Origin of the sequence: Bordetella genomosp. 2 (genome assembly GCF_002261345.1) — a bacterium.
Classification (GTDB): Bacteria; Pseudomonadota; Gammaproteobacteria; order Burkholderiales; family Burkholderiaceae_B; genus Bordetella_A.
The window spans coordinates 213,995-229,285 of record NZ_NEVT01000007.1 but is presented as its reverse complement, the minus strand read 5'-3'; the positions used below and the strand labels follow the sequence as shown (position 1 = coordinate 229,285).

Sequence of the window (15,291 nt, the reverse complement as noted above, 5' to 3'; positions counted from 1 at the left end):
GCTCAGTTCACTGTAACGTGGGCGTTGCGCACGACTTCGCGCCATTTGGCGGTTTCGCTGGCCAGGTACGCGCCGAAGTCGGCGGGCGTGCCGCCGCGCGGCTGCAGTCCCATGTCGGCAAAGCGCTTGCCAAGCGCGGCGCTGCGCAGCGCGCGATTGATTGCGTCGTTCATGGTGTCGACCACGGCGGCCGGCGTATTGCGCGGCGCCACCATGCCATACCATGGCGTCACATCGTACCCGGGGGCGCCGGCTTCCGCCAGCGTGGGCACATCCGGCAGCACCGGCACGCGCTGCGGGCTGGTGCCCCCCAGCGCGCGCACCTGGCCCGACTGGATGCGCGGCAGGGCGGCGCCCACCCCGTCGACCATCACCGCCACCCGGCCGGGGATCAGGTCGCTGTAGGCGGGCGCCGTGCCCTTGTACGGCACGTGCGTCAGGTTCATGTCCGTCATGTAGCGCAGCACCTCGGTCGCCAGGTGCGCCGAGCTGCCGGCGCCGGCCGAGGCATACGATAGTTCGCCGGGATGCGCCTTGGCATAGGCGATCAGTTCGCCCAGCGTCTTGAACGGCGACTGCGCGCTGGCCAGCAGCACGTGCGGCGCCGCCGCCACCAGCGCCACCGGCGCGAAGTCGCGCAGGTTGTCGTAGGGCAGGTTCTGGTGCAGGCTGGCATTGACCGCCAGCACGCTGAACGGCGCCATCATGTAGGTGTAGCCGTCGGGCGCCGCCTTGGCCGCGGCGTCGGCGCCGATGATGCCGCTGGCGCCGGGGCGGTTCTCCACGATGACCTGCTGGCCCAGCTCGCCGGCCAGTTGCTCGGCGACCGCGCGGGTCATCAGGTCCAGCGTGGCGCCGGCCGAGAACGGCACGATGATGCGTATCGGGTGGTCGGGATAGGCGGCGCGGGCGGCGGGCAGCATCGCGCCGGCGGCCAGCAGGCAGGCGCAGGCATGCAGCAGGCGCCTCCATGGGCGCATGGCGGGCAGGTTCATCTTGGCTCCTCTCGGTCGGGCGCAGGCGGAATGCCTGGCCGCGCGCCTGTAGCCGGCGCTGTTTACCGGCGGCAGTATAGGAACGCAGCCGGCCCTGGCATAGGGCCGGATCAAGAACTTGTTGTTTCCGGTGTGGAAACTATGCCGGCCCGATGCCGGTCCAGTCGGGACGCTTGAACCATTCCTTCAGGAAGTCCAGGAAGGTGCGCACGCGCAGCGGCAGGTTGCGCCGGCTGGGGAACACGGCATAGATGTCCAGCCCGGTGGGGCGGTACGCCGGCAGCACGATCTCGAGCCGCCCGTGGCGGATATCGTCGGCCACCATGTAGGTGGGATGCATCGAGATGCCGTGGCCCAGCAGCGCCGCGTGGCGCAGGGGCTCGCCGAAATTGGCGCGGATGGTGCCGCCCACCCGCACCGAGCACGGCTTGCCCTGCGGGTCCTGGAAAGTCCAGGTATTGGTGGGCGCCTTGAGCGCGTGCACCATGCAATCGTGTTCCGCCAGGTCCGCCACGCCGGCCGGGCGGCCGCGCCGCTTGAGATAGCCGCGCGTGGCCACCAGCACCTGCGGGGCCACCGCCAGCCGGTGCGCCATCTGGCTGGTGTCCTTGAGCGCCGGCGCGATGCGCACCGACATGTCCAGGCCTTCGGCCACCAGGTCGGTGCGGCCGTCATCCAGGTACAGCACTACCTGGATATCCGGGTGCGCCGCCGCGAACGCGGTGATTACCGGGACCAGGTGGAACGCGCCGAACGACGGCGGCGTGCCCACCCGCAGCATGCCCTTGGGCTCCTTGGCGCAGCGGCGCGCGGCGGCCTCGACGTTTTCCACCCGCTCGAGCAGGTCGCGGCCGTTCTCGAGCAGCGCCAGGCCGGATTCCGTGAGGCTGACGCTCTTGGTGGTGCGCATCAGCAACTGCACGCCCAGGTGATGCTCGAGCCAGTTGACGTGCTTGGTCACGTTGCCCTTGGCCATGCCGAGGCGCTGCGCGGCGCCCGAGAAACTCAGCCCCTGGGCCACTTCGATGAACACTTCGATGCAGCGGAGCTTGTCCATGGCGGTCTCCTTTTGTTTTCGTTTTGGAAACGATAAATTCCCGTCCCGATTCTATCCCGGCCGGCGGGGCGTCGATACACTGCCCGTCGATCATGTGTGCCGGCCGCCAGGCCGCTACGCCGCGTCCATTGCCGACCATGCCGACAGAATCCGCCCGCTACGTTCACCAGGCCTTGCGCACCCGTCTCGTATTCGGGCCCGGCGTGCTGGCCGAGGCGGGGCGCGAAGTCGCCGCGCTCGGCTGCCGCCGGCCGCTGGTGCTGGCGAGCCGCCGTTCGCGCGCCATGCCGGCCTACGCCGGGCTGCTGGCATCGCTGGCCGGCGCCGAGGTCGCCGAGAGCGTCGACGTGCCTGCCCATTCTTCGCCGCAGGCGGTGACTGCCGCGACGCAGGCCTTGTCCGCGCACGGCGCCGACTGTCTGGTGGCGTTCGGCGGCGGCAGCGTCGTCGACACCGCCAAGGGCGCCGCGCTGTTGGCGGCCGACGGCGGCGACCTGGCGGCGCACGCCACCCGCTTCGAGGCGCCGGCCACGCTGCATGCGCCGCCGCTGCTGCGCGCCAAGTTGCCGATCGTGGCGGTGCCGCTGACCGCCTCCGGGGCGGAGGTCACGCCGTCGTGCGGCGTGCGCACCGCCGCAGGCGAGAAGCTGCTGTTCTGGGATCCCCGGCTGGCCAGCCGGGTGGTGTTGCTGGATCCGGCGCTGAACCTGGCCGTGCCGGCCTCCATCATGCTGGAGACCGGCATGAACGCGCTGGCCCATTGCATAGAGGGACTGTATTCCACACAGGGTTCGCCGATTGCCGCGACGCTGGCCCTGGAGGGCGCGCGCCGCCTGCGCCAGGCGCTGCCGCGGGTCGCCGCCGACCCGCGCGACGCCGAGGCGCGCGGCGCGCTGCTGGAGGCGGCCCACATGGCCGGCATGGTGCTGGCCACCGCCCGCAGTTGCCTGCACCACGCGCTGTGCCATGTGCTGGGCGCCACCTGCGGCGCGGCCCACGGCGCGCTCAACGCGGTGATGCTGCCGCACGCGCTGCGCTACAACCTGCCCGCCGCGCGCGAGCCCCTGGCCGCGCTGGCGCGCGCCTGGGACGCTGGCCAGGCGCCGCAGGCCGCCATCGACCAGGTAGTGGCGCTGCAGGCGGCGCTGGGCGTGCCGCGCCGCCTGCGCGAGCTGGGCGTGGCGCGCGCCGTCCTGCCCGCCGTTGCCGCGCGCGTCCTGCGCGAGCGCGGCCTGGCGTGCAATCCACGCCGCGTGCGCGGGGCCGCCGAACTGGAAGCTTTGCTGGATGCCGCGTGGTAGCGGTGTTCGCCTGATACGGAGAGACATATGGAAGTCGTCGAAAGCGGATACAGCCTGGGGGCCCGGGTCGAGGGGCTGGATCTGTCGCGGCCGCTGCCGCCCGCCACGTTCCGCGCGGTGGAGCAGTTGCTGGGGCGCCACGGGGTGCTGAGCTTCCCGCGCCAGACCCTGACGCCGGCGCAGCTGAAGGCTTACGCGCAGCAGTTCGGCACGCTGGAGGTCAACGTCGCCAACAACTACCAGGAGCCCGGCCTGCCCGAGGTGATGATCCTGTCGAACAAGCTGCAGGACGGCAAGCCGATCGGCCTGGCCGATGCCGGCCAGGATTGGCACACCGACATGTCCTACAGCAACATGATCGCGTTCGCCAACATCCTGTACGGCATCGAGATCCCGTTCCGCGACGGCGAGCCGCTGGGCTGCACGGAGTTCTGCAACATGCACGCGGCGTACGACGAACTGCCCGACAGCCTGAAGGCGCGGCTGGACGGCATGACTGTGCTGCACGACTTCAACAAGTTCTGGGAGCGCATGCGGCAGGAAAAGGGCAGCACCCGTCCGCCGCTGACCGAGGCGCAGCGCCGCGCCAAGCCGCCGGTCTCGCATCCCGTCTTCCTGACGCACCCCATCACCGGCCGCAAGGTCTTGTATGCCAACCCGGGCTATTCGGTGCGCATCAACGAACTGCCGCCGGACGAGAGCGAACGCACCCTGGAATTCCTGTTCCGGCATCAATTGCAGGAGAAGTTTCGCTATCGGCACCGCTGGAGCGTGGGCGACGTGCTGATGTGGGACAACATGGGCACCATCCACAACGCCGTGGCCGACTACGCGCCGCACGAGCACCGGCTGATCAAGCGCTGCCAGGTCATGGCCGATCGCTATTTCGGCAGGGCCGCGCCATGAAGCTGATCAGCTATCGCGCCGGCGGCCGGCTGGCGGTGGGCGCCGTGCGCGACGCGCGCGTGGTGGACTTGACCAGCTGGGTGGCGGCCCTGCAGCCCGATGCGGCGGCGCGCGACTGCCTGGCGCAGGCCGGCGTCGAGCCCGCCTCCCACGGCATGCTGCGGCTGTTGCAAGCCGGTCCGGCCGCCCTGCGGGCATTGCGGCGCCATGTGGCGGAGCAGGCACCCGCCGGCCCTGGCCTGGCCGACGTGGAGCTGCTGGCGCCGGTGCCGCGCCCCGGCAAGATCGTGGCGGTAGGGCGCAACTATGCCGACCACGCCAAGGAAACCGGCGTCGATCCTTTCGAGCAGCCGCGCATCGTCAGCAAGCTGCCGTCCTGCGTATGCGCGCCGGGGCGGGCGGTGGCGCGGCCCGCCGGCGTGGCCAAGCTCGATTTCGAGGCGGAGCTGGCGGTGGTGATCGGCCGGCCGGCCCGCGCGGTGGCCGCGGCCGACGCGCTGGCCCACGTGGCCGGCTACACGGTGCTGGACGACCTCAGCGCGCGCGAATTCCAGTTCGATGTCGCGCCGGCGCAGACCACGTTCGCCAAGAGCATGGACGGCTTCGCGCCCATGGGGCCGTGGCTCGTCACCGCCGACGAGGTGGGCGACCCGCAGGCGCTCACCGTGCGCAGCTGGCTCAACGACGAACTGATGCAGGACGCCAGCACGGCGGACATGCTGTTCCCGGTGGCGGCGCTGATCGCCTACGTGTCGCGCTACATGACGCTGGAGCCGGGCGACGTGCTGGCCACCGGCACGCCGGCCGGCATCGGCGCGTTCCGCGATCCGCCGCGCTACCTGCAGCCGGGCGACCGCCTGCGCATGGAGGTTGCGCGCGTCGGGGTGCTGGAGCATGCCATCGCCTAGGGCCTGTCCACCTCAAGATGAGCCCCGCCTGGACAGGCCCTGGGCAAGTACTACGACAACACAAGGAGAGAACCATGAGGAGACTGCTGTTGCGCGCCGCTTGTGCGGCCGCGCTGATTGCCGCGGCGCCGCTGGCCCGCGCCGCCGACGGCTACCCGGCCCAGCCGGTGCGCATGATCGTCGGCTTCGCCGCCGGCGGCCCCACCGATGTGATCGCGCGCTTGCTGGCCGAACACATGGGCCGCGCACTGGGCCAATCGGTGGTGGTCGAGAACAAGACCGGCGCCAATTCGCTGATCGCCACCCGCGAGGTCGCGGCCGCCCAGCCGGACGGCTACACGGTGCTGTTCGCCTCGCTGTCGCACAACGTCAACCGCCTGCTGCTCGGCGACAAGGCCGGCTACGATCCGCTGGCGGATTTCGCGCCGGTCTCCAACGCGGCGTCGCTGCCCATGGTGGCGGTGACGGCCTACGATTCGCCGATCCGTTCGATGAAGCAACTGGTCGAGCAGGCCCGCGCCAAGCCGGACAGCATCAGCTACGGCTCGGCCGGCAACGGCGGCTCGGCCCACCTGGCGGCGGCCATGATGGGCGCCATGGCCGGGCTGCAGATGATCCACGTGCCGTTCCGCGGCAATGGGCCCGCCCTGACCGAGGTGATGGCCGGCCGCGTGTCGTTCATGTTCTATCCCATCATCGGCGTGGCCGAGAACGTGCAGGCCCGGCGCCTGCGCGTGCTGGCCCTGGGCAGCCCGGAGGCGAGCGCCGACTTCCCCGGTGTGCCCAGCATGGCCGACATCGGTTTCGCCGATTTCCAGGACACCGCGCCGTGGGTCGGCCTGCTGGCGCCGGCCGGCGTGCCGGACGCGGTGGTGCAGAAGCTCAACCAGGCCATGGTGCAGGCTCTCCGGCAGCCGCAGGTGCAGGCGCGCCTGAAGGACCTGGGCGCGTTGCCCATCGGCGATTCGCCGCAGCACTTCCGCGAGTTCCTGGTCGCGGACCAGCAGCGCTGGGCAGCGGTGATCAAGGCCGCCGGCATTACGGCGCAATAGGCAGAACCATGACCGCAGCCATCCGGGCCCAGAGCATCGAGGACCTGCGCCGCGCCGCGCGCCGGCGCCTGCCGCGCGCCATCTTCGATTTTTTCGACGGCGGCGCCGAAGACGAACTGACGCTGGCGGCCAACCGCGCCGCCTACGCCCAGGTGCGGCTGGCGCCGCGCGCCTTGGTGAACGTCGCCGAGGTCAGCACGCACGCCGAGGTGGCGGGCGGCCCGGCGACGATGCCGCTGGCGGTGGCGCCCACCGGCGCGGTCGGCTATGGCCGGCCCGGCGGCGACATCGCCATCGCGCGCGCCGCAGCGGCGGCCGGCGTGCCCTATACCCTGTCGACCTCGGCCACCGCGTCCATCGAGCAGATTGCCCGCGCCGCGCCGGGACGGCTGTGGTTCCAGGCCTATATCCTGCGCAACCGCGAACTGCTGGATGCCCTGATCGCCCGCGCCCGCGCCGCCGACTACGAGGCGCTGATGATCACGGTGGACCTGCCCGTGGGCGGCAAGCGCGAACGCGACGCGCGCAACCACCTGTCCTTTCCGTTCCGCTATACGGCGCGCAACCTGCTGGATTTCGCCAGCCGGCCGGCCTGGGCCGTGGCGGTGCTGCGGCACGGCCTGCCTGTGATGGAGAACCTCAAGGGGCTGGAAGCGCCGGCCGCCAGCGCGACCCGGCTGGCCTCGTCGGTGGGGCGCAGCTATGACCCTTCGTTCGACTGGGACCGCTTGCGCGCCATCCGCGATGCGTGGCCGCGCAAGCTGATCGTCAAGGGCATCCTGCGCCCGGACGATGCCGAGCGGCTGGCCGCGCTGGGCTGCGATGCGGTGGTGGTGTCGAACCATGGCGGCCGCCAGTTGGACGGCGCGGCGGCGACGCTCGCCGCGCTGCCGGCCGTGGTGCGCGCCGTCGGCGGGCGCGTGCCCGTGCTGGTCGACGGCGGCGTGCGGCGCGGCGCCGACCTGCTCAAGGCGCGTGCCCTCGGCGCGCAGGCGGCGCTGGTGGGGCGCGCCACGCTGTGGGGCGCGGTGGCCGGTGGCGAGCCGGGCGCGGCGCGCGCTGGCCATCCTGCGCGACGAGCTGCAGCGCACGATGCAACTGTGCGGCGTGTGCGAGGTGGCCGGCATCGGCCCGGACCTCTTGTTCCGCGAGCCGCCGCCGCAAACGGTCCTGTAGAATCGTCCGACCACATCCGCATGGCTTACCGCAGTGCGCGGCGACGCGCGGGGCTCGCGCCGCGCCGGGTTCTCGTGCTGCCCACGGAGGAGCGCAATGGCAAAGGTCGAAGTCCTGTTTTTCGATGTCCTGGGGACCGTGGTCGATTGGCGCGGCAGCATCGCGACCGACGCGCAGGCATTCCTGCAGCGCCACGATGCCGCGGGCATCGATGCGCGCGCGCTGGCCGATGCCTGGATCGGCCGCTACAGCGCATCGTCCGCGGCGGTGCGCAGCGGCCAGCGGCCGTTCGTGCCGCTCGACCAGCTCAACCTGGAAAACCTGCATGCCAGCCTGGACCAATTCGGGCTGGCGCCGGCCTCGTTTCCCGCTGCCGAGCTGGAGACCCTCAACCAGGCCTGGCATCGCCTGCGCCCGTGGCCGGATTCGGTGCCAGGCATTGCGCGGTTGAAAGAACGCTACATCGTGGCGCCGCTGTCCGACTGCAACACGCGCCTGCTGGCGGACATGGCCAAGCATGGCGGGCTGCCCTGGGACGCGATCCTGGGCGCCGACATCACCGGCGCCTACAAGCCCGCGCCGCAGGTGTACCTGCGCGCCTGCGAACTGCTGGGCGTGACGCCGGACCGGGCAATGCTGGTCGCCGCCCACGATTACGACCTGGACGCGGCGCGCGGCTGCGGCCTGCATACCGCCTATGTCCACCGCCCGCATGCCGGCGACCCGTCCAAAGCCGGCGCCGCCCCGCGCCCCGCCGGCTGGGACTACGCCGCCGACTCCCTGACCGAACTGGTCGCCAAGCTGCCCTGAGCACAGCGCCCGGCATCGCACGGGCGCGGGCATCTGCAAGGTGTCCGACACCCCACGCCGGTACGCCGTGAGGATCGAGGCCGTCTCATCGGGGTGTCAGACACCTGGAGGAGCCCGGAGATCTGCGGGGTGTCAGACACCTGGAAGAGATACAAAGGGCTCCCTAAATGGAAGTGCCCGACACTTGGACGATCCTGCGAGCCCGCGCCTGTCGGTGGGGCCTGGGCGGCCAGTTGGAGGGAGGGGAGCCCCCGCAGGGGGCCGAGGGCGCCTGGTGGCGCGCCCGAGCCGAGCGACGTGGCCGTCCAGGCCCCACCGACAGGCGCGGGCGTCTCAAGAACCCCGCACCGGCCCATCCATCCAATCCCCGATCGTGTCCAAGAACCCCGCACCGGCCCACCCATCCAAACCCCGACCGTGCCCAAGAACCCCCCCCCCCCCCCCCCCCCGGCAGCCAATCAACCAACCACCCCCCATTCCCGCACGAACGCATCGCGAAACTCCCGCAGCCACGCCAACCTCTGGTCTGCCAGCGCGCGCGCGGCGGCCGTGTGCATGGCGGCGGGCAGGGTCGCCAGCTTGACCTCGATGTGGTCCAGCGCATAAGCGCGGTCGTCCAGCGCGCGGCGCCGGCCCAGCGGATCGTCGGGGTGCGCGAAAGCCGAGCCCATGCGGCCGGCCGTATAGAACAGCCGCGCCAGCCCCACCGCGCCCAGCGCATCGAGACGGTCGGCGTCCTGCACGATCATGGCCTCCAGGGTCGCGGGAGCGATGCCGGCCGAGAAACTGTGCGCCTCGATGGCATGCGCCACCGCGTCGAGCTTGTCGGCCGGGAAGCCGGCCTCGGCCAGACGGCTGCGCGCCAGGCCGGCCGCCATGCGCGAGGCCTGCGCGCGTTCGGGGTGGTTCTTGGGCAGATTGACCAGGTCGTGCAAATAGCAGGCGGCCAGCACCACCAGCGCGTCCGCCTCGGGATGGCTGGCCAGCAGCGCGCGGGCCGCCTGCCAGACGCGGTGCAAGTGGTTCAGGTCGTGCGCGCCGTCCTCCTGGCCCTCTGCCGTGGCAATGGCGGTCAGGCGGGGGATCCAGGCGGCAGGAGTATCGGGCATGCGGGTTCCAGAAATAGGGACGAATTAATGACAGAGGGGATCGCTTCCCTCAAGCATACGCTTGCCCCCGGGACGCCGCCGCGCTCCTTGACCCCAATCTACTAGTAGATAACAATCATGGCATGACTACCGCCACCACCCGCGACCAACTCCTGGACCACGCCCAGGCGCTCATCATGCAGCGAGGCTACAACGGCTTCAGCTACCGTGATCTGGCCGAGCGCGTGGGGGTGAAGACGGCCAGCATCCATTATTACTTCCCCTGCAAGGACGACCTGCTGATCGAGGCCATCGAAGCCTACGCGGCCCACGCGTCCGCCAAGGTCCAGGCCATCGACGCCGCGCTGCCCGCGCGCGAACGGCTGGATCGCTATGCGGCGCTGTTCCGCGACACGCCGTGCGACCGGGTCTGCCTGTGCGGCATGCTGGCCGCCGACTTCGCCTCGCTGTCCGAGCGCGCGCGCCAGTCGCTGCAGGCGTTCTTCCGCATGCACGAAACCTGGCTGGCCAAGGTCATGGCCGACGGCGCCCGCGAAGGCACGCTAAGATCCTCGGGCGACCCCCAGGCCGACGGCCGCTGGCTGTTCGCGACCTTCCAGGGCGCGCTGATGGGGTCGCGCCTGTTCCAGGACCCGGCGCGCCTGCGCGACGTGGTGGCCGCCGTCCAGCGCGAGCCCGACCCTAGCCCGGCCTGATGGCGATGCGGCGGTGCGCGCACTCGCCTTGCGCATCCACCGCCACCGTGACGGGCATGTCGCGCACCTCGAATTCGTAGATCGCCTCCATGCCGAGATCGGCGAATGCCACCACGCGGGCCGACCGCACCGCGCGCGCCACCAGGTAGGCGGCGCCGCCCACCGCGCTCAGGTACGCGGCGCCCGCCCGGCGGATCGCCTCGATGGCCTGCGGGCCGCGCTCGGCCTTGCCGATGGTCACCAGCAGCCCGGTCCGTTCCAGCAGGGCCGGCATGAACTTGTCCATGCGCGTGGCGGTGGTCGGACCGGCCGGCCCGACCGCTTCGTCGCCCACCGCGTCGACCGGCCCCACGTAGTACAAGGCGCGGCCGCGCAGGTCCACCGGCAGCGGCGCGCCCTGGCGCAGTAGATCGGCCAGGCGCTTGTGCGCCGCGTCGCGCGCCGTCAGCAGCCGCCCCGACAGCAACAACTGCTGGCCGGCGCGCCAGCCCGCCACCTGGCGCGGCGTCAGGGTATCCAGGTCGACCGGCGTGCCGGTCGGGGGCAGGGCGTCCGGTACGCCGTCCCACAGCGAGGCGTCCGGCGGCGTGAACACGGCCGGTCCGTTTTCGGGCTGCTCGAACGCCACATAGCGGGTGGCCGCGCAGTTCGGCACCATGGCCACGGGCAGCAGCGCGGCGTGCGAGGGCAGGGCCGCCACCTTGACATCGAGCACGGTGGTGTCGCCGCCCAGGCCCTGCGCGCCGATGCCCGTCGCATTGATGCGCTCGTACAGTTCCAGCCGCAGCCGTTCCCGCGCATCGCGCGGGCCGCGCGCGCGCAGCTGCTCGATATCGATCGGCGCGAACAGGGCGCGCTTGGCGGCCAGCATGGCCTGCTCCGGCGTGCCGCCGACGCCCACCCCCAGCACCGCGGGCGGACACCAGCCGGCGCCCATGCCGGGCAGCTGCGCCGCCACCCAGTCGGCCACCGAGTCGCTGGGCGTGAGCATGGCGTAGCGGGTCTTGGCGTCGCCGCCGCCGCCCTTGGCGACCACGGTGATGCGCAGCCCGTCGCCCTCGACCAGTTCGCTGTGCACGATGGCGGGCGTGTTGTCGCGCGTATTGGCGCGCCGGCCCAGTGGGTCGCGCACCATCGATGCGCGCAGCGGGTTGGCGCGGTCGGTGTAGGCGCGCGCCACCGCGCGGTCGGCCAGCGCCTGCGGGGTCGGCGTCGCGCCGCCGCCGTCGATGCGGGCGTCCATGCCCAGCTCGAAGTACACGTGGGCCACGCCGGTGTCCTGGCAGACGGGCCGCGCGGCCCGCGCCGCCAGCTTGCTGTTCACCAGCAACTGCAGCAGCGCATCGCGCGCCGCCGGCTGGCTTTCGGCGCGATAGGCGCGCTGCAGCGCCGCGACGAAATCGGGCGGATGGTGGTGGCTGACGAACTGCAGCGCGCCGGCGATGCTGGCGACGATATGTTCTGCCGCATAGGTGCGCATGTCCGGGCTCCTGGCCGCGCCGCCTATTGCAGGCTGATGCCGGCTTGTTCGATGACTTGCGCCCAGCGCTTGCCCTCGGCCTCGGTGTGGCGTTGCAGGGCTTGCGGCGCATAATCGTCGGCCGCCAGCAGCAGGATGCCCTGGTCGCTCATTTGGCGCGTGAAGCCGGTATTCTGCAGGGCCCGCTGGTATGCCGAGTACAGCGTCTGGATGACTGCCGCCGGCGTGCCCTTGGGGGCGTACAACCCGTACCAGGTCGATACCTGGAAGCCGGGAATGGCTTGCGCGCCGATGGCCGCCACGCCGGGGAACTGCGGCATCGGCGCGGCCGAGGTCAGCCCCAGCGCCCGCACCTTGCCGCCGCGCGTCTGCGGCAGGGCCGTGTTGGTCTGGTCGAACATGGCATCCACTTGTCCGCCCATCAGGTCGTTCAATGCCGGGCCCGCGCCCTTGTACGCGATCGGGGTGATCTCGATGCCGGCCTGGCTGGTGAACAGCGAGGCGACCAGGTGCGAAGTCGAGCCCACGCCCGCATTGCTGAAATTGAGCTTGCCCGGGTTGGCCTTGCCATAGGCGATCAGGTCCTGGACGCTGCGATAAGGCGATTGCGCGCCGACCAGCAGCACCAGCGGCGTGTCGGGGAAGCGGAACACCGCGTCGAAATCGCGCACCGGGTCATAGGCCAGGCGCGGATACAGCGTCGGGGCGGCCGCCATGTAGCCGATGTGGCCGACCAGGAAGGTATACCCGTCCGGCGCGGCGCGCGCGGCGCGGGTGGCGCCGATGGTGCCGCCCGCGCCCGGCACGTTCTCGATCAGGATGGTCTGGTCGAGCTGCTTCGAGACCTCGTTGGCGATGTTGCGCGCCATGGCGTCGGTCGGGCCGCCGGCGGCGAACGGCACGATCCACGTGATGGCGCGCTCGGGATAGCTGTCGCGGGCCATGGCCGCGCCGGGCGGGGTGAGGATCAGCGCGGCCGACACGGCCGCAAGCCATTTCTTCATGCTTGTCTCCTGGTTCTTGTGGAAAAATCCGCCGGCGTTCAGCCGGCGCTGCGCATCCGGTCCACCATGGCGGGGGCCTGCCCCAGGTAGCGGGACGGATCGCACAGGCGGTCGATGGCCGCGCCATCCAGGCGCGCGGCGACGCGGGGGTCGGCGCGCAGGATGTCGGCCAGCGGGCGCTGCCGGGCGTGCGCCTGGCGGCATGCTTCGTACACCACGTCGTGCGCGACCTGGCGGCCGATGTGCGGGGCCAGCCCCATCATCACCGCCTCGGCGACGATCAGGCCGTTGGTCAGCTCCAGGTTGCGGGCCATGCGGGCGGTGTCGACTTCCAGGCCGCCGAGCATGAAGCAGGCCTGGTGCAGCGATCCGGCCGTCAGCACGAAGGCCTCGGGGATGGCGCTCCATTCCACGTGCCACGGGCCGGTGGCGCGCTCGAAGTCGTGCAGCATGGCGTCGAGCGCCAGGCCGGCATGCTGGCGCACCGTTCGCGACGCGCTCCACATCAGCTCGCACGAGATCGGGTTGCGCTTCTGCGGCATGGTGCTGGACGCGCCGCGTCCCTTGACGAACGGCTCGAAGGCCTCGGCCAGCTCATTGGTCATCATCAGCATGATGTCGAGCGCGATCTTGCCGAGGCTGCCCGCCACCAGGGCCAGGAACTGGACCGTTTCGGCCAGGCCGTCGCGCGCCACGTGCCAGGTGATGGGCGCCGCCGCCAGGCCGAGCTCCCGCATCAGCGCCGCCTGCACTTCCAGGCCGCGGTCGCCCAGCGAGGCCAGCGTGCCGGCCGCGCCGCCGAACTGGCCGATCAGCACGCGCGGCCGCAACTGCGCCAGGCGCTCGCGGTGGCGGCGGATCATCAGCAGCCACACCGCGGCCTTGTACCCGAAGGTGACCGGCAGCGCATGTTGCAGGTGGGTGCGGCCGGCCATGGGCGTGTCGCGGTAGCGCGCGGCCAGTTGATCGAGCAGCGCGTCCAGGCGCGCCAGGTCGCTGTCGATCAGCTCCAGCGCGGCGCGGATCTGCAGCACCGTGGCGGTGTCCATGATGTCCTGGGTAGTGGCGCCCCAGTGCACGTACTGGCCCGCCGGCCCGCACAGCGCGGCCAGCTGGTGGACCAGCGGCAGGATCGGATAGCCGACGATTTCGGTCTCGGCCTTGAGCGCGGCGAGGTCGACCTGGGCCGCCACACCGGCTTCGGCGATGCGGTCGGCGGCGTCGGCGGGGATGATGCCCAGGCGCCCCTGCACCCGCGCCAGTGCGACCTCGACCTCGACATAGCGCGCCACCGTGGCGCGGTCGTCGAACACGGCGCGCATCGCGGCGGTGCCGAACATGTCCTTGAAAATCGCGGATTCGAGCACGGAAATAGGCATCTAAAAGTACGCTCTAAAACAAATGTACGTACATATTAGGGGCGCTTTTCCGGATCGTCAACAGGCCTCGCCGGCGCCGGCCGGGCGGACGATAGAATGGCGTACCGTTCATCGACCGCCGCCCCATGCCGATTTCGCTATACACCCAGATATCTGAAGAGCTCGCGCGCCGCATCGCCAGCCAGGAATATCCCGTGGGCACCGCTATTCCGCCGGAAAATGCGCTGGCCGAGGAGTTCGGCGCCAGCCGCCACACGGTGCGCGCGGCCCTGCGGCAATTGCAGGACCTGGGGCTGATCGCGCGCCGCCGCGGCAGCGGCACCACGGTCGAGGCGGTGCGCCCGAAGGCCGGCTTCAGCCAGTCCTTGTCGTCGCTGGAAGACCTGGTGCAACTGGCCGCCCGCACGCCGCGCGACATTCAGAAGATGCAGGAAATCGTCGCCGACATCGAGCTCGCCGGCCAGCTCGGCGTCGCGGCGGGCACGCGCTGGCTGCGCATCAGTTCCAAGCGCGGCGAGCCGGGCCGGCCTCCCATGGTATGGACCGACCTCTACGTCGACGCGCACTACCGCGGCATACGCAAGCTGGCGCAGCAGCATCCCGACCGGCTGGTTTCCGAGCTGATCGAGGCGCACTACGGCAGGCGCATCGCGACGGTCGAGCAGATGATCACGGCGCGCGCCATTCCGGCCGCGATCGCGCGCGAACTGGATGTCGAGCCGGACTCCGCCGGCCTGTTCATATTGCGGCAGTACCGCGACCAGGCCGGCAACGTGGTCGAGGCGTCCACCTCATATCATCCGGCGGGCCGCTACCAGTTCTCGCTCACGCTGATTCGGGAACGCTGAGCGCCACCGGCAGCAGGTCCTGCACCCGGTCGTCATTCTGGAACAGCCGGGCGCCCACCACGCTGCCCTGCAAGGCGGCATACAGCGCGCGCGCCGCGGGACGCGGGTCGCCGGGCACCCGCAGGCTGCCTTCGCGCGCGCCCTGTTCCAGCAGCGCGACCAGCCAGTCTTCGTTGGCGCGATAAAAGTCCTGCAGCGATTGCCGCACGCAATCCGGCAGGCTGGCCACTTCGGCGGCCAGCGCGGCGCCCAGGCAGATGCGCTCGGTGCCGCAGAAGGCGCGCCGGTGCGCGTCCACATAGGCGCGCAGCTTGGCGTCGGCGGTCAGCGCCGGATCGATGTCGCGCATCGCCGCATGCCAGCGCGCCTCGTATTCCTGGACCACGGCCAGCAGCAGGTTTTCTTTGGACGGGAAGTAATAGTGAATGCTGGAGGTCTTGATGCCGATCAGCGCGGCCAGGTCCCGATAGCTGAAGCCGTTGTAGCCGCGCTCCTGGATCAGGCGCTGGGCGTGCTGCATGATCTGTGTGCGGATGGTTTCAGTATTCATGGTGGGTCACCGTCTGGCTGC

Annotated in this window: 15 protein-coding genes and 1 pseudogene; 9 read left to right on the top strand and 7 right to left on the bottom strand. The window is 71.1% G+C overall.

Annotation, left to right across the window (positions count from 1 at the left end; all coding sequences use genetic code 11):
• Positions 1-2: 2 nt before the first annotated feature.
• Positions 3-995, bottom strand: coding sequence for a Bug family tripartite tricarboxylate transporter substrate binding protein (locus CAL24_RS17825; protein WP_249278570.1), 993 nt, complete (start codon positions 993-995; stop codon positions 3-5).
• 139 nt (positions 996-1,134) lie between these two features.
• Complete coding sequence (locus CAL24_RS17820) at positions 1,135-2,052, bottom strand: LysR family transcriptional regulator (protein ID WP_094807428.1); 918 nt, start codon at positions 2,050-2,052, stop codon at positions 1,135-1,137.
• Positions 2,053-2,189: 137 nt separating this feature from the next.
• On the opposite strand from CAL24_RS17820, the gene CAL24_RS17815 reads away from it, so the two are divergent.
• From CAL24_RS17815 to CAL24_RS17790, 7 genes and pseudogenes are all read left to right on the top strand, one after another.
• The gene (locus CAL24_RS17815) at positions 2,190-3,353 is read left to right on the top strand and encodes an iron-containing alcohol dehydrogenase family protein (protein ID WP_170947119.1); all 1,164 of its coding nucleotides are present in this window, start codon (positions 2,190-2,192) and stop codon (positions 3,351-3,353) included.
• Positions 3,354-3,380: 27 nt separating this feature from the next.
• Positions 3,381-4,259 (top strand): TauD/TfdA dioxygenase family protein, encoded by an 879-nt coding sequence (locus CAL24_RS17810; protein ID WP_094807426.1) that lies wholly within the window; start codon positions 3,381-3,383, stop codon positions 4,257-4,259.
• Positions 4,256-5,167, top strand: coding sequence for a fumarylacetoacetate hydrolase family protein (locus CAL24_RS17805; protein ID WP_094807425.1), 912 nt, complete (start codon positions 4,256-4,258; stop codon positions 5,165-5,167). The genes CAL24_RS17810 and CAL24_RS17805 overlap by 4 nt, the downstream gene beginning before the upstream one ends.
• Positions 5,168-5,241: 74 nt before the next feature.
• Positions 5,242-6,219 (top strand): Bug family tripartite tricarboxylate transporter substrate binding protein, encoded by a 978-nt coding sequence (locus CAL24_RS17800; RefSeq protein ID WP_038853002.1) that lies wholly within the window; start codon positions 5,242-5,244, stop codon positions 6,217-6,219.
• 8 nt (positions 6,220-6,227) lie between these two features.
• Positions 6,228-7,220 (top strand): annotated as a pseudogene (locus tag CAL24_RS17795) (alpha-hydroxy acid oxidase); the annotation flags it as partial.
• A 34-nt stretch (positions 7,221-7,254) separates the two neighbouring features.
• Positions 7,255-7,395 carry an alpha-hydroxy-acid oxidizing protein gene (locus CAL24_RS24350; RefSeq protein ID WP_249278569.1) on the top strand — a complete coding sequence of 47 codons (141 nt, stop codon included), beginning with the start codon at positions 7,255-7,257 and terminating at the stop codon, positions 7,393-7,395.
• A gap of 96 nt (positions 7,396-7,491) precedes the next feature.
• Positions 7,492-8,205, top strand: a complete 714-nt coding sequence (locus CAL24_RS17790) for a haloacid dehalogenase type II (protein ID WP_094807423.1) — start codon at positions 7,492-7,494, stop codon at positions 8,203-8,205.
• A gap of 458 nt (positions 8,206-8,663) precedes the next feature.
• Here the strand turns inward: CAL24_RS17790 and CAL24_RS17785 are convergent, their stop codons facing one another.
• On the bottom strand, positions 8,664-9,314 hold the full coding sequence (locus CAL24_RS17785) for an HD domain-containing protein (RefSeq protein ID WP_094807422.1): 651 nt from the start codon (positions 9,312-9,314) through the stop codon (positions 8,664-8,666).
• Between the two features lie 122 nt (positions 9,315-9,436).
• Here CAL24_RS17785 and CAL24_RS17780 point away from each other — a divergent pair, with 122 nt between their 5' ends.
• Positions 9,437-10,009 (top strand): TetR/AcrR family transcriptional regulator, encoded by a 573-nt coding sequence (locus CAL24_RS17780; protein ID WP_028352991.1) that lies wholly within the window; start codon positions 9,437-9,439, stop codon positions 10,007-10,009.
• Here the strand turns inward: CAL24_RS17780 and CAL24_RS17775 are convergent.
• From CAL24_RS17775 to CAL24_RS17765, 3 genes are read right to left on the bottom strand one after another with little or no spacing between them, the layout of a single operon-like run.
• Positions 9,996-11,489 carry a fumarate hydratase gene (locus tag CAL24_RS17775; protein ID WP_094807421.1) on the bottom strand — a complete coding sequence of 498 codons (1,494 nt, stop codon included), beginning with the start codon at positions 11,487-11,489 and terminating at the stop codon, positions 9,996-9,998. The genes CAL24_RS17780 and CAL24_RS17775 overlap by 14 nt on opposite strands.
• A 23-nt stretch (positions 11,490-11,512) precedes the next feature.
• Positions 11,513-12,493, bottom strand: coding sequence for a Bug family tripartite tricarboxylate transporter substrate binding protein (locus CAL24_RS17770; RefSeq protein WP_094807420.1), 981 nt, complete (start codon positions 12,491-12,493; stop codon positions 11,513-11,515).
• Positions 12,494-12,531: 38 nt separating this feature from the next.
• The gene (locus CAL24_RS17765) at positions 12,532-13,872 is read right to left on the bottom strand and encodes a class-II fumarase/aspartase family protein (RefSeq protein WP_028352994.1); all 1,341 of its coding nucleotides are present in this window, start codon (positions 13,870-13,872) and stop codon (positions 12,532-12,534) included.
• A 125-nt stretch (positions 13,873-13,997) separates the two neighbouring features.
• Between CAL24_RS17765 and CAL24_RS17760 the strand changes: the two genes are divergently transcribed.
• Positions 13,998-14,720, top strand: a complete 723-nt coding sequence (locus CAL24_RS17760) for a GntR family transcriptional regulator (RefSeq protein ID WP_028352995.1) — start codon at positions 13,998-14,000, stop codon at positions 14,718-14,720.
• Here CAL24_RS17760 and CAL24_RS17755 read toward each other — a convergent pair.
• Entirely contained in the window at positions 14,698-15,270 is a 573-nt protein-coding gene (locus CAL24_RS17755) for a TetR/AcrR family transcriptional regulator (protein WP_028352996.1), read from the bottom strand. The genes CAL24_RS17760 and CAL24_RS17755 overlap by 23 nt on opposite strands.
• Positions 15,271-15,291: the final 21 nt, after the last annotated feature.

Coding starts and splice junctions, on each gene's coding strand:
- CAL24_RS17765 (WP_028352994.1), bottom strand. CDS start 13,872: ATGCCTATTTCCGTGCTCGAATCCGCGATTTTCAAGGACATGTTCGGC.
- CAL24_RS17810 (WP_094807426.1), top strand. CDS start 3,381: ATGGAAGTCGTCGAAAGCGGATACAGCCTGGGGGCCCGGGTCGAGGGG.
- CAL24_RS17800 (WP_038853002.1), top strand. CDS start 5,242: ATGAGGAGACTGCTGTTGCGCGCCGCTTGTGCGGCCGCGCTGATTGCC.
- CAL24_RS17790 (WP_094807423.1), top strand. CDS start 7,492: ATGGCAAAGGTCGAAGTCCTGTTTTTCGATGTCCTGGGGACCGTGGTC.
- CAL24_RS17770 (WP_094807420.1), bottom strand. CDS start 12,493: ATGAAGAAATGGCTTGCGGCCGTGTCGGCCGCGCTGATCCTCACCCCG.
- CAL24_RS17815 (WP_170947119.1), top strand. CDS start 2,190: ATGCCGACAGAATCCGCCCGCTACGTTCACCAGGCCTTGCGCACCCGT.
- CAL24_RS17785 (WP_094807422.1), bottom strand. CDS start 9,314: ATGCCCGATACTCCTGCCGCCTGGATCCCCCGCCTGACCGCCATTGCC.
- CAL24_RS17805 (WP_094807425.1), top strand. CDS start 4,256: ATGAAGCTGATCAGCTATCGCGCCGGCGGCCGGCTGGCGGTGGGCGCC.
- CAL24_RS17820 (WP_094807428.1), bottom strand. CDS start 2,052: ATGGACAAGCTCCGCTGCATCGAAGTGTTCATCGAAGTGGCCCAGGGG.
- CAL24_RS17755 (WP_028352996.1), bottom strand. CDS start 15,270: ATGAATACTGAAACCATCCGCACACAGATCATGCAGCACGCCCAGCGC.
- CAL24_RS17825 (WP_249278570.1), bottom strand. CDS start 995: ATGAACCTGCCCGCCATGCGCCCATGGAGGCGCCTGCTGCATGCCTGC.
- CAL24_RS17775 (WP_094807421.1), bottom strand. CDS start 11,489: ATGCGCACCTATGCGGCAGAACATATCGTCGCCAGCATCGCCGGCGCG.
- CAL24_RS17780 (WP_028352991.1), top strand. CDS start 9,437: ATGACTACCGCCACCACCCGCGACCAACTCCTGGACCACGCCCAGGCG.
- CAL24_RS17760 (WP_028352995.1), top strand. CDS start 13,998: ATGCCGATTTCGCTATACACCCAGATATCTGAAGAGCTCGCGCGCCGC.